This is a genomic window from Dyella subtropica (genome assembly GCF_026283965.1).
Lineage (GTDB): Bacteria > Pseudomonadota > Gammaproteobacteria > Xanthomonadales > Rhodanobacteraceae > Dyella_D > Dyella_D subtropica.
Genome location: NZ_JAPDPD010000004.1, coordinates 38,868 through 53,274, shown reverse-complemented (window position 1 = coordinate 53,274; position 14,407 = coordinate 38,868). Strand labels below are relative to the sequence as shown.

Genomic DNA, 14,407 nt, shown 5'->3' with positions numbered 1-14,407 from the left:
GCATAAGGATGGAGATCTCATGAAAGTACTCATGGTAGTCACAAGCCACTCGCGGTTTGGTGATAGCGACAACCCGACCGGCCTCTACCTTTCCGAACTCAGCCACCCCTACGAAGTGTTCGTAAAGCACGGCCTGCAAGTCGATATCGCCTCGCCCGCCGGCGGCAAAGCGCCGATTGACCCATCCAGCATCAGCGACGCATCGATCGGCTGGGGCATCCCACTGGTCGGGCACACCTTGAAGCTGGGCGACATCGACGCGGGCGAATACGCCGCACTGTTTATCGTCGGTGGGCATGGCGCGATCTACGACCTGCCGCACGATGCCGATCTGCAGCGGCTGCTGAAACAGTTCGCCGCGGAAGACAAAGCGATCTCCGCGGTCTGCCACGGCCAGGCCGGCTTACTGGAAGCGACCTTGGCCGATGGTGCGCACCTCTTGGCCGGCAAGTCCGTCACCGGCTTCAGCAATGCGGAAGAAACCATCATCGGCCTGGAAAAAGTGGTGCCGTTCCTGCTCGAAGACGAACTCGTCAAGCGCGGCGCGCACTTCAAGTCAGCCGCGGCGTGGGAGAGCCACGTGGTCACCCATGGCGCGTTGATGACCGGGCAGAACCCGGCCTCGGCAGCCGCCTTGGCCGAGGCGGTTTGTGCGCATCTGGAGCAACGTCACGGCCGCCTGCATGGGGATGGAAGCGCCCAGGCCATCGCCTTGGCCAAGCGCTACGGCGAAGCCTGGAACAACCGGGACTTTGCGTTATTCGGGCAGATATTCGCCGATGACGTTACCTACTTCGATCCGTTCGTGGGCGAAACGCCGATCCAGATCAAGGCGATGGGCGATTACGTCGGCCAGTTGATCGCGGCCTTCCCCGACCTGCGTTTCGAAGTGCTGTCGCTGCGCGGCGGCAACGACTACGCCGTATTCGAATGGATCATGCACGGCACCAACACCGGCGAGTCGGAGCTGCATGCCGCCACCAGCCACACGATCGCCTTGAAAGGCATCGACTATCTCGAAATCAAGGGCGGCCGGATCCAGGCGATCCGCGCCTATTTCGATCGCCATGAATACCTCGACTCGCTGGGTCTCGGTGCCGCCAGCGCATCGAGTGAAACACCCTCCTACGCGCGCTGAAATTCTCCATGCCACGCCTTTCTCTTGGGGAAGGCGTGGCATAGCGAACGACAGCACGCGCAGGAGCCACTAAATCGAAGCCACACAGGAACGATCGACATGAAGGGCATAACTGCTTGGGTTGCGATAGTTGTTTTGTTGTGCACGAGCATGGTCCAGGCATCGGACCATAGAGAATCGCCGGCGATAGCAGGCAATCCGGCGGCAGACATCAGTGACTTTTACGCCTTCTTGAATCCCGACGACCCTAGCCGTCTGGTGCTTGTCATGGGCGTAAGTCCGCTTAGCGTTCCGCAGATTTCTCGTACTTATCAGTTCTCGCAAAAAATTCGCTATTTGTTCAAGATCGACAGCAATGGCGACTACCTGGCCGACCGGGTCATCGATGTACGGTTCTCCAAGCCCGAGTTTCCCAAGGTATCGAGCACGGGCGCGCTGATCCCCGGCCAGCATTTTCGTGCGGACTTCGGGTTTGGCCTGCCAGAGCTACGTGGCGCAGTGACCCCCTTGAACCAGGCTTCCATTACGCCGCCAGAGCCGCTGATCTTTCACAATGAGCTTGGCATCAAGATGTTTGCGGGTCCCCGCGACGATCCCTTCTTCTTCGACTCCACCGACTCATTTCGCGTCCTGAACAAGCAACAGCCGAAGTTCGATTCAGGCATCGATCGCAACGCGGGCCTCAATATCAACGCCATCGTCATCGAGATGCCGCTCGCCCTGGTTTATCGCGGCGTGCCGCTGCATATGTGGATCACCACCGAGGAACAGGTGGCCGATGCCTCGGGCAAACTGCAGTGGAAGCAGATTGAGCGCGACGGCAATCCCGCGGTCAAGGCCGTCTATATCCCACCGGAGTATCTGGATGCCTACAACGCTTCCGAACCGGTCGACGACAAGAAGAACTTCGCAGCCATCATCAGCGGTTCGGCCAAGTACCTCTTTCAGATCAGCGATCAGGATCTGGCCAAATATCTCAGCATCGTGAGCCCGGATGAAATGACGCTGGACCCGACCAAGCCGATCAAGATGCCCAACGGCCGTACGCTGGAAGACGATATCGACCTGATGTTCTGGTTCAACCTGTACAAGCCGCTTGCCTATGCTCCAGGCGATCTGGACGGCGTTCACGCCAACGACGTGCCCAACCTCAAGCACTTCCCCTATCTGGCGCCGCCACACACCGTGCCGAAACCGTGAGCACGCACGTGAGCACGCAGGGATCCCCAGAAAACGGCAACGACCTCGCAACCCATAGCGGAGCATCATCATGACTGCAGTTGGCAAACATTCATGGCGTGGATTTCTACTTGGCATAGGCATCGTGCTGTCCACGCTCGGCACCCAGGTCGCCATGGCAAGCGACCATCGTGAAGCCCCCGGCATCGCCGACAAGCCGATGCTCGACATCGCGGATTTCTATGCCTTTCTGAGCCCGACAAGCTCGAACCGGCTGGTTCTGGTGATGACGGTTAACGGCTACTCGCTCCCGCCAGCGGCGAAGACATACATGTTTTCCGACAAGGCGCGGTACAAGTTCTACATTGACAACGACAGCGATAACCGGCCGGATCAAAGCATCGTAGTGACCTTTTCCAAGCCACAGTTCGCCCACTTCAGCGACCCGGACCACTTCAGCGGGCAGACGTTCTCCGCCTCCTTCGGAAAAGGCATGCCAACGCTGAATGGTCCGGTCACAGCCGCAACTCAGGTATATCTCGTGCCCTCGGCCCCGGTGATCGTAGAGGGCGCCAACGGCGTTCGCATGTTCGCCGGCCTGCGCGACGACCCGTTCTTCTTCGACAACGTCGATTCCGATCGAGTGTTTGCCGGGTTGCAGCCGAAATTCACGTCGACCAAGGATCGCTTCGCCGGCTTCAATGTCTCGGCCATCGTGATCGAACTTCCACTGTCCAGCGTCTACCGGGGGAAGCCGCTCGCGCTATGGGCGACCACCGAAGAGCTGACCCCACGCGGTGAATGGAAACAGGTGCAGCGCGTCGGACACCCTGCGATCAAAGGCGTCTATGTGCCCGACGAAATGGCGGAGCTGTTCAACTCCACCCAGCCGATCGACGACGTCAAGAACTTCAAAGAGCCGATCACCGAAAGCGCGCAGCGGCTGTTTCATCTCAGCGGCGACAACTTGACGACCCTGGTAAACCTGATCGTTCCAGACACGCTCAAACTCGACCCGACCAAGCCGATCAAAATGCCGAACGGGCGTACCCTGGACGATCCTCTGGGCAACATGTTCTGGTTCAACCTCTACACCCCGATTGCTTACGCACCAGGCGATCTGGATGGCGTGCACGGCAACGATGTGCCCAACAGCAAATATTTCCCCTACCTGGCTGCGCCGCATACCGTTCCGCGCTGAGCCGGATTCGCAACAACCGCGAATGCTTCAAAACCCCTCTCCCATGTCGGGAGAGGGGTTGGCTATCATGTGACCCATAGGCTCTCCGAAGCATCATCCCAACCACCCTTTCAGCGAGTCATCAGGCATGACCCAAGGACGCGCTTCAAAAACCAACCTGGCCAGCGAATATGTCGCCTACATCGCCGACCAGCTATCCGCGCACCGCGAGGTTCAGGTAAAGCGCTTCTTCGGCGGCGTCGCCTTGCTGGCGAACAACATTCAATTCGCCATCATCATGAAAGACACGCTGTATTTCTGCGTTCACCCGGATAACCGCCAGCATTATCTGGATCGCGGCATGGGGCCTTTCACCTATCAGACCGCCAAGGGAACGGTGTCCGTGCAGCGCTATTACGAAGTTCCCGCCGACATACTCGAAGACAGCGAAATACTGGCCAGCTGGATGGACATCGCCATGGTCGATGCCAGGCAATGACCCGCAGTGAATAGCCGGCCGAATTCGTCGAGGACGAAGAGCCATTTCATGATCTCCGCGCGGCCCGCGCCGGGATCCTGCCAATGGCGTTTCTACCCAACGGTGCAGCTGCATCGCACGCTACCCTGCTGACGTAAGCACTGGCGCAAAGCCCCCGCCCGGTGTCCTGAAATTGGTGGTCTGCCCCTGATACAGCCGCGCTGCGTACAGCAGCGGCAGCCCTTGGTAGGCATAAACCCGGATATCGGACTTCATTGGCCCGTTGTCACCACGGGTATGCCGCTCGCTGGGTCGCACCAGCTCCTGGGCGATATACGCACTTCCGCCCATGTCTTCCCACACGCGCCGGGTCAGTTTGTCGCCGCGGTAGCTTGCCTTGCTGCCGAAGCCCGCGGCTGGTTTGAAAAACAGTCCGCGGCGCCGGCTCCAAAGTTCGTCGCGGTTCTCGGCCGTCATCAGCGTGGTCGTGGGCACAGCGGAAGCCAGCGTATCGATGACGTCGGTGGTGGCGCCGGCATGGATCAGGAATTCCCGGTTGCCCAGCAGGGCGAGATTTCGTTTGTCGGCATACAGCGCGTGTGCGCGTGGATGTGGCGTAACTACCACTTCGCCGGCCAGGTAGCTCTTGCGAATCGTTTCGTGCGCGGGCGCCGTCAAGGGGAAATCAGTCAGCCGGTTGTAGATCATGTCCACCACCTTGCCGTGGACCCATAGGTGGCCATGTCGATGCTCAAGCTCCGCCGGGTCGCAGATCGTGGCATCTATGCCGTGGCGAATGAAAAGCTCACGGAACAGCAGGAACTCGGGATAGAGATACTGGGCCGCAGGGGCCTCATCGACGATCGCGATCGAGACGAGCGGCCGGTTACCGGCCTGACGCGTCCATTCCTGCCGCATGACCTGCAGAACGTGTTGCTCAGCCTCTGCCATGTCGGTGGGGGCGGTAACGATATCGGGCATGCATGAGTGCAGCGCCTGACCGACCAGAGCGTTCAACAGTGCGCCACCCGGATTGGTGTTGATCTCGATCAACCGAGGACCTTCGGGCGTGATGTGGAAGTCGAGTCCAAGCATGCCACCGGGCGTTCCAGGGTCGTACTGCGCGATCTCCGGTGCCCAGGCCAACACCGCGGCCAGGTAGTCAGGCAGCGCTACCACCTCTTGCACCGCAGCGGCGACGCGATCCAGCTCTGTCAAATGCTCCCGCGATACATAGACGGGCAACGCAGCAAACAGGTTCGGGTGCGAATCCGTAAAAGTGCCTGGCAGTCCATGGGCGCCGACGGCCGACGCCAATGCCTCATGCATCGCTTCGGGTGCCACAGCCACGCAGTGGCAGTCCCGATTGAGCGCCTCCATGGAGCGCGGATTCGCGCACATGGCGTCGCAAGCAAGGGTCTGTAGAGGCGGCGGGTCGACGATCATAGTGGCTGGAAGATACGGCTAGTCTCGCTCCGCGCTGCCTGCACCACCCCACCGAAGGACCGGATGCGATGCATCACGTCAGGTGGATTCTTCGGTCGGGCTGCGCTGCGAGACCAACGTCATAGTGGGCGTTGACGCGAGCAATTTCCCAGCGGCGAAACCAAGCAAGGCACCCACGACCTGAGCCGCGACAAACCCGGCGACATCTTCCATCCGAATGCCCGCAAAGGTCTGGGTCAGCGAACGCGCGAGCGTCACGGCCGGATTGGCGAATGACGTGCTCGCCGTGAACCAATACGCGGCGAAGATGTAGCTGGCCACCAGCGCGGGAATGGCTGACGGCCGGTGCCGCAGTCCGAGCAGGATGGTGAGGAGCAGCCCGAACGTAGCCACGCCCTCGCTGATCCATTGCGCGACGCCGGTCCTCGCATGGGTACCCGGTTGCAGCAGCGGCAGGTCGAACATCACGTGGGCGAGGAGCACGCCGAGGATGGCCGCCATGACCTGTACCACCACATACGCGGCGGCATCCCGACTGCTGATCTCCCCACGTAAGCGCATGACCAGCGTCACCGCCGGGTTGAAGTGGGCGCCGGAAATGGGGCCAAACAGCACGATGAGGACGTAGAGAGCACCGGCCGTGGCACCCGCATTGGCCAGTAGCGCAATGGCGTTGTTTCCGTTGGCCAGAGCAACGCCCATGATGCCGGAGCCGACCACGGTCGCTAGCAGCAAGCCCGTACCCAGGAACTCGGCAAGCAATTTACGCGAGAGGTCCATCACAGCTCCGTCAACAACGTTTTGACTCGCGAAGCAATGTCGTCGCGCACGGCACGGTAGCCGGCATCGTCCATGTGCTTGGGATCGGGCAGGCCCCAGTCCTCCCGCCGCTTGGCCGGCACCCACGGACAGTTGTCGCCGCAGCCCATCGTGATGACCGCATCGAAATCGCCAGTGATGTCGTCCAGCGACTTGGAGGCGTGTGCGGTGAGGTCGTAGCCGAGCTCGCCCATGAACCGGATGGCCTTGGGGTTGATCACGCCGGAGGGCTTGGACCCAGCGCTGAGGGCTTCGACGCCGTCGCCGCCGTAGATGTGCGCAAAGGCTTCCGCCATCTGGCTGCGGTTGGAGTTTTCGACGCAAACAAAGAGAACACGCTTCATGGTGGTCATCGGGTCGTCAGGATTCGTGGGCGATCTTGCGAAGCTGCTGTTCCTGGGCCAGGCGATCCAGCTTCTCCAGCGGGAGCGCAAGCAACAGGTCGACGCGGCGACGCAGGGTCAGCCAGGCACTTTTGAACGCAGTGGGATCGTCGGGGGTCTGTGCGGGATCGGGAACACCCCAGTGCGTGAGGATGGGCTGCCCCGGCCATACCGGGCAGACCTCGCCGGCAGCGTTGTCACAGACCGTGATCACGAAATCCATCGCGGGTGATTCCGGGGTGCTGAACTCGTCCCAGCTCTTACTACGCAGGCGAGCGGTGGGGTATCCAAAGTCACCGATCAACTTCAGCGCGAGCGGTTGGACGTAGCCCGAAGGACGGCTCCCGGCGCTGTAGGCCTGTATGCGTCCCTGGCTGAGGACGTTTGTCAGCGCTTCGGCCATTTGGCTGTGCGCGGAATTGCCTGTGCAAAGAAACAGGGCTCGGTAGGTACGCTCGGTCATCGAGTGCCTCGGCGTGTATGCGGGACGCAGACGGGAGCCGGCTCGCACTGGCGAGCGTCGGCGCAACAGTTTTCGGTGAGGTAGGCCAGCAACGCGTTCATTTGGTCGAAATTGGCGGTAACCCTAATGACCCGCCCCTCGCGCTGGTCCTGCACCAAATCGGCAACGCGCAGCACATTCAGATGCGCTGTCAGGGTGGCAGGCGGCACATCCAGCTCCTCACGCAGTTCGCCGACAGACATGCCGTCGGGACCGGCCTTCACGAGCCGGCGGTAAGCCGCCAATCGCGTTTCGTGGCTCAGAGCGTTGAGCGCGGAAAGTGCACCGTCCATCTTCATGTTTCTACTATTCCAGAATTACGGAATAGTGTCAAAAGCCGTGCTCCCTTGGTGCAGGCCGTATCGCTACGCCGTGGGTAACATGGGAAGGCGACGTGCGAGTGGCAGGGTAAGGATCAGTAGTCCTCCCATGCCTGCCAGCACCATGGGCGTGCTGCTCCACCCGGCGGTCGCTGCGACGGCGATCGGTCCGGTAGCGCGCGCATAACCTTGAATCCGAGCCAGTTCACCGTTCCATCGCCCGGCATCCGAAACACCATAAAGGGCCTGGACGAGCCAGGGTCGTACCAAGGTCTGCAGTCCCCAGCCCAGCCCAAAGATCGCGACACCTATGGAGACCACCCAGAAGGACGGCGCAAGAGCGACGCTGAGCAACCCGATGGCCTGCAGGGACAAGGGAGCCAATACAAACGCGCGCCCCTGCAAGCGAAGCCCTCCGTGTAGGAGCCAAATCCGACCTGGCAACTGAGCCACTCCCAAAGCGGCAAGCACCGTCGCCGCCAACGCCGGTGTTGCACCGCGCGCTTGAAGCAACGGGATCAGCAGTGTGGTCAGGGCCATGCTAGCTAACGTCGCCAGCCCATTCGTGGTCACCAGCAAGGCAAAGTGCGCTGGCCATCGTGTGTTGATCCCACGTTGACGTGGCGCGCCCATCGCGGTCGTTCTCGCTAGGCACGGAAAGACGTGACGCTCCATCACCCATCCGGCCAACAGAACGGCCACGGCACAACCCTGCGCCGTCGATCGCCACCCGACGTGCTCCACCGCCAAGGCGACCGTGGGAAGAAAGATCGTGCTGGCCAACCCACCCATGACGGTCACCGCCGCCAGGGCTTTCAAGCGGTGAACGGGATCGATCACGGTCCGAATGATCAAGGCGAATGCCGACTCGTAGAGCAGCGCCGCCATGGCCAACCCCAGCAGCAGCCATCCCGTGTAAAGCATAGCGATGCCGTGAGCCTGGGACACGACGAGCAGCCCAAACACCGCTAGGCCCACTCCGCCCAGGATGAGCGAACGCGCATGCCCGCGGTCCAGCCAGCGCCCAATCAGCGGTGCGCTGCTCGCCATCGCAAGCAGACCTAACGAAAACGCACCGGCAACGAGCGTTTGCGATAGCCCCAGGGCGTGTTCGATCGGCACCAGAAACACCGCAAAGCTGTAATACAGCACGCCCCAAAGCACGCACTGACCCAAGCCAAGCAGCCAGACGGCACGACGCATCGAAGCCGCCATGGAGTCAGTTGCAACAGGAAGTGGTGGAGACTTTGGGGGCGACGGCCGATGTGCTACAGCCGCACCCCGCTTGGCCTGTGGCTTTGCTCTCTGCATCTTTCAAGCAGCAGGCCGCCACCTCGGCCGGCGCCGGTCCGCCACAACAAGAGGCATCCGTCGTGGTCGTCTCCGTGATGTCCTCGTCGGCAAACTGGGTGATACATACCCCGGTCTCGGGCAGGACCAGCTCCACCCGACGCGCAGCCTCCCAATCACCTGCGATCGCGGCGACGACGGAGCGCACCTGCTCGTACCCCGTCATCAGCAGGAAGGTCGGTGCGCGACCGTAACTCTTCATCCCAGCAATGTAGATGTTGGTGTCCGGGTGCTTGAGTTCTTCGGCGCCGTGTGGACGCACGCTACCGCAGCTGTGCAGGTTCGGATCGATCAGCGGTGCCAGGGCAACTGGGGCCTGGGTGCCCATATCCAAAGCTGTGCGCAGCTCTGACAACACGCTCAGATCCGGGCGGAATCCAGTGGCGCCCACAATCTCATCAACCGGGGCAATCGCCTTGCCAACGCCGTGCGCCACGATGCCGTTCGGTGTCTGCTCCAGGCGTTCCAGATGAAAGCCGGGCGTGACCGTCAGCGCGCCTTCGTCGACCAGGCGGCCAATCGTCAGGCCAAGGCGCCCGCGCTCTTTCAGCTGATCGTGCTCCCCACCGCCCAACACGCGATGTAGCGACGGGCGACGAATGACCCATTGGATTTGCATGCCGGGTACTTGGCGGGACAGCCGGGCGAGATCACTCAGTACGTTGAAGGCCGAATGGCCACTGCCAACCACCAAGACGCGCTTGCCGGCGTAGCGTTCGCGATGCCGACCCAGGACATCCGGCATGCCGTAGAAGATGTGCTGCTGCAGGCCCAATTCACCAAGTGCAGGGATGCCGGAGGCACCCAACGGGTTCGGTGTCTCGATCGTTCCCGAGGCGTCGATGACGGCTTGGGCGAGGACTTCGTGTTCACCGACGCCATCCGTAAACCGCACCACGAAGGGCGCGTCCTCGCGCTGCGTGTCCTTCATGCGATCACGGCGCTGCTTAGTGACTGCTATGACGCGGGTGCCGGTCCGTAGGTGCGGCTGGATTTCCGGCAATTCGGCGAGAGGTCGCAGATAACGGTCGACGACCTCACCGCCGGTTGGGAAGCCTGCGAGGTCCGGCGTCTGCCAGCCGTGCTGCTGCAACAACGCCAAGGCGGCTTTATCCACCGCGTATTCCCAGGGGGAAAACATCCGCACGTGCGCCCAGCGTCGCATGCCGGCCCCCACCTCGGCGCCGGCTTCCAGGACAAGAGGTGTCAGGCCGCGGCCTAGCAAATGGGCAGCTGCGGCCAGGCCCACTGGACCGGCTCCGATCACGACGACAGGCAAAGACGAGTTCATGGCGATCTCCTTGGATTAGAGTGCGGCGGCGCTGGCCGCGGGGGCGAGGTTTTCCGGGATGAGGTGCTCGACGATGACCACATCGAGCCAACGGCCCTCCAGCTGGCCGTGCTTCTCGTAGATACCGACTTCGCGGAATCCGCAGGCACGGCACAGCGCACGACTGGCGTTGTTGAAGAGGAAGATGCGCGAGAGCAGCTTCCAGTAGCCGCGCAAGCGAGCGGTCTCGATCAGGGCCTGCAGCAGCAGGCGTCCGACACCTCGCCCGCGCGCATCCGCCGCGAGATAGACAGAGAATTCGCCAATGCCTGCGTAGCAATCGCGCGGACGGTAGCCGCTGAGCCCCGCCCAGCCGATGACGGTGTTTGACGCGTCCACTGCCACCAGCAACGGGTATCGATCCACATCGGCGATGCGCTGACGGATATCGTCCAGGTGACGCGGCTCGGTTTCGAAGGTGGCCGAACGCTCGGCGATACCTTGGTTGTAGATCGCCATGATGGAGAGGGCATCGTCAGCTTTGGCGGGGCGAATATGCGTCATGGGCACTCCTTTAAGTTGGCAGTAACAACTATTTGAGCAAAAAAAATCAACCGCACTTCGGGTCTGGCTTCGCATCCGTGCCGCAGCTCGGTGCGCAACCGCCGACGCTGACGCCGACGGTGAAACGAGCCTGGGCTGCTTTGGCCAGACGCCGAAGGATCTCTGTCGCGCCAGCGCGCACGTCGGGCTCTAGATCGCGCAACAGGGCGACCTGCTGCTCGATCAGTTCCGCGTTGATCTGTTCGTAGAGCTTCCGTCCCGCCGGCGTGACCTCCAGGGACACCGCCCGTGCATCGACGGGATCGGGAAGGCGCGCCGCATAGCCTTTGCGCACCAGCGCATCGACCACGCGCGTCGTGGTGCTCTTGTCGAGCATCAGCACCTCAGCAAGTGCCTGGCTGCGGCACGGGCCGCGCTCGACGAGTGCCTCCAGCGCATAGCACTGGGTGACTGAGATGTCGTAGCAGCAGATCTTGTCCCGATCACGAAACTGATACACCCGCACCAGATCGGACACTGCGGCGTGCAGCGCTTCGGCGTCCCGCTGAAGGGACGGCTGCTGGTTCGAGGGTTTGTTCCGGCTCTTGGACATAGCGGCTCATATCGTTGCTACTAGCAACTATATGGATGGACCACATGGCCGTCAAGCAGCGGGCCTTACACCACCAAGGCTGGAGAGCGCCTTAGCGCGGGTTCGGTGTCGGCAGTTGCGCCAGGAAGGTCAAAAGCCGCCGGCGGGGTGCAGCGGGCAACCGATGGAACGTAGTGATCAACTCGGCGAAATCATCATCAGATGCCGCCATTTAGGACTGGCTTTCAAAGCCTATTCAAAATTTCTGCGTCGCCCTCGCAGAGATTTTGAACCAACTCCTATCTGCTAAGCGCCAACCGGCTCACCGAAGAAACCGGTGACGCGGACAAGCCGCCCCTCATCCGCAAACTGCATGAAACTGGTTCCGACATGCAGGGTGGTCTTGGCGGCGTCGAGCAGTTTCCAGCTCACTCGGAAGAAATTGTGGTGGCCGTCGGGCTTGGTCGTGTAAACAAAGTGCCCTCCCGGCACGTTGCCCTGGAACCCGTGCATGTAGTCCGCCAGGGCCTGATGGCCGATGACCTCGACATGCGGGTCGTAGTACGTCCCGTCACTGACCCAGGTGGCCTCGAGCATCTTCAGGCGTTTGGCTGAATCTGGTTCGGACCAGGCGGCGGCGTAAGTGTTCAATAGCGGAAGTGCGGTTTCTGCGTCCATAAAACCTCTAGTGATTTAGTCCAATTTCACGACGAATTCACGCTGCATGATATTGCCGACTGCGCAACAACTCAGTGTCACAAACATACTTGAGTATATGATCAAATATGGGTCCGATACGTGACATGGGAGGTTTTCGGTGAGGAAAGCTGTCACTGTTTTTCGCAGTCGAATTCCTGGATTAATCCCGCGTGTTGGTGGCTATCTGATATGGGCAACACTCGCGCTGGCAACGCCAGCCATCGCCCTGCCCCATCGGCCCACGGATGACCAAGAGGTTTTGCTCAGGCTTCCGCAGACCCGTGTTTTTGTCGATGCAAAGATCCGTCGCCTGAACGATGCACTGACGCGCAAGCCCGACAGTTTGCCGGTGGCCACCGAACTGGCCCAGCTCTATCTGGATGTAGCCGGACGCACCCGTGACGCGCGCTACTACGGCTACGCACAATCCGTACTGACACCCTGGATGACGCAGGCGGATGTACCGGCCCGAACGTATCGAGCCCGAATCGCGCTGCATCAATACTTTCATCGCTACACCGAGGCCAGAGCCGATCTCGGCGTGTTGCTCAAGCTCGCTCCCGACGATGCGCATGCCTGGTTCGATCTCGCTTTGCTGCAGGTAGCCAACGACGATGCGGCGGCGGCCTTGCGCTCATGCGCGTCCCTGCAAGAGCTTGACCCCACGGCAGCGAAGCTTTGCGAGGGCTACGTGAAAATAACCGGACCCGATATCGCCGGCGGCTATGCCCTGCTCGTTGCCGCTCTGCAGGATCTACCCGCCGATGATCCCGGCCAGCGTCGCTGGACGCTGACCGCCCTGGCCGATGCCGCCTGGCGCATGCAGAAGTTCGATCAAGCCGAGGCTTATTTTCGGCAAGCCCATCAGCTGGATGCCAACGCGACCGACGTGCTCACTGGCTACACCGATTTTCTGCTGGAGCGTGGCCGACCGCAGGATGCGCTTGCGGCGATCGATAACGCTCCGGACACGATCATCGTGCTAATGCGGCGCTGCCTTGCTTATGCCGCGCTCTCGGATGCTCGCTACGCCGACGCCGTTACCGACCTTTCGCAACGCATCGAGCAACGCGAGTTGCTTGGCGATCAACCCTATTACGCCGAAGAGATTCGTGCGCAGTTGTATCTCTTGAAGAATGTACCTCGCGGGTTGGCCCTGGCGAGTGAAAACTGGCGCCAAATGAAAACGCCCCTCACCGCCCGGTTACTCATGGAGGCCGCGCTGGCTGCGCATAACCCGGCGGCCGTCGCCGATGTGCGGCGCTGGCTTGCGGAAAATCCCGGCGTCTATCCCGCTTTGAATACCATGGCATCGGCCAAAGCGGCAGCGGGTGCCATCACGCAGGGAGGCGCTCATGCGGCGCGCTAATCGAATACTGTTCTTTCTACTCACGCTTTTTGCATGCCAGGCCGGTCTGGCTCACACCACCAGCCTCAGCTATCTGGATGTCACGCCGCACGATGAAAAGCTCGCAGTGCAATGGTCGATCAGCCTGGCCGATCTGAATGAAGAGATTCCACTGGATGCCAACAACGACCTGGTCATCACCTGGGGTGAGCTTCGTCAACGACAGCCGGCACTCAAGAATCTCTTTGGCAAAGCATTGCAATTCGACCGGGGGTCACGTACGTGTTCGCCTGATGCAAACGTCGATCTGCAAGTGGAAACCCGTCAGTCCGAACCCTTTGCCGTTTTGATCGGCAGCTTCGACTGCCATGGCGCCAGCGGTGAAACCAATGTGCGCTATACCTTTCTGGCGCAACGCAATCGGCAACATCGCGTCATTGTCACCACGCATCGCATCAAGGCCGAGGCGGAGACGCTGGTGGCCGCACCCACCGGTGAGCCGGTACACCTGCCCTTGAAGGGAGACGATTCACTGCACTCCTTCCTGGGCTTCGTCAACCATGGCTTTCACCACATTCTGAATGGGTGGGATCACATTCTGTTCGTGCTCACGCTGATCCTGTCGGCGATGGTCCCCCTCCATGCCGCGGTCGCCGCCGAGCCGCTCCGTCAGCGATTGCTGACCCTGCTCAAGCTGGTATCGATCTTTACCTTGGCGCACTCGCTGACCTTGGCATTGTCGAGCATGAAGATAGTCACCTTGCCCGCCATCATCGTCGAGCCGGGCATTGCCTTGTCGATCGTATTCACCGCCGTGAACAATATCTGGCCGGTGCTGGGAAGGCATCGGGAGGGTTATCTGGTTTTTGTGTTTGGACTGCTGCATGGCATGGGCTTCGCCTCCATGCTCAACGACCTCATGCTATCGACCTCGCATCGGGTGCTGGCGTTGGCCGGTTTCAATATCGGGGTTGAACTGGGGCAGTTACTCATCGTGTTGATGGCCATGCCCGTATTGCTTATGCCCGTACTGACAGCACGGGGTCGCAACGGCCTGGCCTGGGCGATGTCACTTGTCATCGCCTGCGTTGGCTCCTACTGGTTTGTGAGCCGGATCTTCCCAGAGGTCACGCTCGCCGCGCTGCTTTCGCTGAGATAGC

16 protein-coding genes are annotated in these 14,407 nt (G+C 61.1%); 6 read left to right on the top strand and 10 right to left on the bottom strand.

From position 1 onward, the window contains the following. Nucleotides 1–19 precede the first annotated feature (19 nt). From OUZ45_RS05030 to OUZ45_RS05015, 4 genes are all read left to right on the top strand, one after another. The gene (locus tag OUZ45_RS05030; RefSeq protein WP_266168839.1) at nucleotides 20–1,138 is read left to right on the top strand and encodes a nuclear transport factor 2 family protein; all 1,119 of its coding nucleotides are present in this window, start codon (nucleotides 20–22) and stop codon (nucleotides 1,136–1,138) included. 24 nt (nucleotides 1,139–1,162) lie between these two features. Continuing rightward, a complete protein-coding gene (locus tag OUZ45_RS05025; RefSeq protein ID WP_266168838.1) occupies nucleotides 1,163–2,338 on the top strand; it encodes a DUF4331 family protein in 1,176 nt (391 codons plus the stop codon). Between the two features lie 124 nt (nucleotides 2,339–2,462). Beyond that, nucleotides 2,463–3,518, top strand: a complete 1,056-nt coding sequence (locus OUZ45_RS05020; RefSeq protein ID WP_266168837.1) for a DUF4331 family protein — start codon at nucleotides 2,463–2,465, stop codon at nucleotides 3,516–3,518. 127 nt (nucleotides 3,519–3,645) lie between these two features. Next, nucleotides 3,646–3,996: a TfoX/Sxy family protein gene (locus tag OUZ45_RS05015; protein WP_266168836.1), complete on the top strand. Its 351-nt coding sequence runs from the start codon at nucleotides 3,646–3,648 to the stop codon at nucleotides 3,994–3,996. A gap of 120 nt (nucleotides 3,997–4,116) precedes the next feature. Here the strand turns inward: OUZ45_RS05015 and OUZ45_RS05010 are convergent, their stop codons facing one another. The 10 genes from OUZ45_RS05010 to OUZ45_RS04965 all read right to left on the bottom strand — a co-directional run bounded on the left by OUZ45_RS05010 (nucleotide 4,117) and on the right by OUZ45_RS04965 (nucleotide 11,878). Beyond that, complete coding sequence (locus OUZ45_RS05010; protein WP_266168835.1) at nucleotides 4,117–5,325, bottom strand: hypothetical protein; 1,209 nt, start codon at nucleotides 5,323–5,325, stop codon at nucleotides 4,117–4,119. A 174-nt stretch (nucleotides 5,326–5,499) separates the two neighbouring features. After that, nucleotides 5,500–6,201: an MIP/aquaporin family protein gene (locus tag OUZ45_RS05005; protein WP_323137523.1), complete on the bottom strand. Its 702-nt coding sequence runs from the start codon at nucleotides 6,199–6,201 to the stop codon at nucleotides 5,500–5,502. Beyond that, entirely contained in the window at nucleotides 6,201–6,584 is a 384-nt protein-coding gene (locus OUZ45_RS05000; protein ID WP_266168834.1) for an arsenate reductase ArsC, read from the bottom strand. The genes OUZ45_RS05005 and OUZ45_RS05000 overlap by 1 nt, the downstream gene beginning before the upstream one ends. 16 nt (nucleotides 6,585–6,600) lie before the next feature. Next, complete coding sequence (locus OUZ45_RS04995) at nucleotides 6,601–7,086, bottom strand: arsenate reductase ArsC (protein WP_266168833.1); 486 nt, start codon at nucleotides 7,084–7,086, stop codon at nucleotides 6,601–6,603. Beyond that, nucleotides 7,083–7,424, bottom strand: a complete 342-nt coding sequence (locus OUZ45_RS04990; protein WP_266168832.1) for an ArsR/SmtB family transcription factor — start codon at nucleotides 7,422–7,424, stop codon at nucleotides 7,083–7,085. Before OUZ45_RS04990 ends, OUZ45_RS04995 begins: the two co-directional genes overlap by 4 nt. Nucleotides 7,425–7,490: 66 nt before the next feature. Then, a complete protein-coding gene (locus OUZ45_RS04985) occupies nucleotides 7,491–8,648 on the bottom strand; it encodes an MFS transporter (RefSeq protein ID WP_266168831.1) in 1,158 nt (385 codons plus the stop codon). A 16-nt stretch (nucleotides 8,649–8,664) separates the two neighbouring features. Next, complete coding sequence (locus OUZ45_RS04980; protein ID WP_266168830.1) at nucleotides 8,665–10,086, bottom strand: FAD-dependent oxidoreductase; 1,422 nt, start codon at nucleotides 10,084–10,086, stop codon at nucleotides 8,665–8,667. A 15-nt stretch (nucleotides 10,087–10,101) separates the two neighbouring features. After that, on the bottom strand, nucleotides 10,102–10,629 hold the full coding sequence (locus OUZ45_RS04975; protein ID WP_266168829.1) for an arsinothricin resistance N-acetyltransferase ArsN1 family A: 528 nt from the start codon (nucleotides 10,627–10,629) through the stop codon (nucleotides 10,102–10,104). Nucleotides 10,630–10,675: 46 nt separating this feature from the next. Next, nucleotides 10,676–11,221, bottom strand: a complete 546-nt coding sequence (locus OUZ45_RS04970) for a MarR family winged helix-turn-helix transcriptional regulator (RefSeq protein WP_266168828.1) — start codon at nucleotides 11,219–11,221, stop codon at nucleotides 10,676–10,678. 285 nt (nucleotides 11,222–11,506) lie between these two features. Further along, nucleotides 11,507–11,878 carry a nuclear transport factor 2 family protein gene (locus OUZ45_RS04965; RefSeq protein ID WP_266168827.1) on the bottom strand — a complete coding sequence of 124 codons (372 nt, stop codon included), beginning with the start codon at nucleotides 11,876–11,878 and terminating at the stop codon, nucleotides 11,507–11,509. Nucleotides 11,879–12,158: 280 nt separating this feature from the next. Here OUZ45_RS04965 and OUZ45_RS04960 point away from each other — a divergent pair, with 280 nt between their 5' ends. Both OUZ45_RS04960 and OUZ45_RS04955 read left to right on the top strand, forming a co-directional pair. Continuing rightward, nucleotides 12,159–13,268: a tetratricopeptide repeat protein gene (locus OUZ45_RS04960; RefSeq protein WP_266168826.1), complete on the top strand. Its 1,110-nt coding sequence runs from the start codon at nucleotides 12,159–12,161 to the stop codon at nucleotides 13,266–13,268. After that, a complete protein-coding gene (locus tag OUZ45_RS04955; protein ID WP_266168825.1) occupies nucleotides 13,255–14,406 on the top strand; it encodes a HupE/UreJ family protein in 1,152 nt (383 codons plus the stop codon). Before OUZ45_RS04960 ends, OUZ45_RS04955 begins: the two co-directional genes overlap by 14 nt. The last annotated feature ends 1 nt before the right edge of the window (nucleotide 14,407 follow it).

Bases quoted from the DNA above. Each gene is read 5' to 3' on its own strand.
- OUZ45_RS04980 (WP_266168830.1), bottom strand. From the start codon at position 10,086: ATGAACTCGTCTTTGCCTGTCGTCGTGATCGGAGCCGGTCCAGTGGGC.
- OUZ45_RS04975 (WP_266168829.1), bottom strand. From the start codon at position 10,629: ATGACGCATATTCGCCCCGCCAAAGCTGACGATGCCCTCTCCATCATG.
- OUZ45_RS04995 (WP_266168833.1), bottom strand. From the start codon at position 7,086: ATGACCGAGCGTACCTACCGAGCCCTGTTTCTTTGCACAGGCAATTCC.
- OUZ45_RS05030 (WP_266168839.1), top strand. From the start codon at position 20: ATGAAAGTACTCATGGTAGTCACAAGCCACTCGCGGTTTGGTGATAGC.
- OUZ45_RS05015 (WP_266168836.1), top strand. From the start codon at position 3,646: ATGACCCAAGGACGCGCTTCAAAAACCAACCTGGCCAGCGAATATGTC.
- OUZ45_RS04990 (WP_266168832.1), bottom strand. From the start codon at position 7,424: ATGAAGATGGACGGTGCACTTTCCGCGCTCAACGCTCTGAGCCACGAA.
- OUZ45_RS05005 (WP_323137523.1), bottom strand. From the start codon at position 6,201: ATGGACCTCTCGCGTAAATTGCTTGCCGAGTTCCTGGGTACGGGCTTG.
- OUZ45_RS05000 (WP_266168834.1), bottom strand. From the start codon at position 6,584: ATGAAGCGTGTTCTCTTTGTTTGCGTCGAAAACTCCAACCGCAGCCAG.
- OUZ45_RS04985 (WP_266168831.1), bottom strand. From the start codon at position 8,648: ATGCGTCGTGCCGTCTGGCTGCTTGGCTTGGGTCAGTGCGTGCTTTGG.
- OUZ45_RS04970 (WP_266168828.1), bottom strand. From the start codon at position 11,221: ATGTCCAAGAGCCGGAACAAACCCTCGAACCAGCAGCCGTCCCTTCAG.
- OUZ45_RS04965 (WP_266168827.1), bottom strand. From the start codon at position 11,878: ATGGACGCAGAAACCGCACTTCCGCTATTGAACACTTACGCCGCCGCC.
- OUZ45_RS04955 (WP_266168825.1), top strand. From the start codon at position 13,255: ATGCGGCGCGCTAATCGAATACTGTTCTTTCTACTCACGCTTTTTGCA.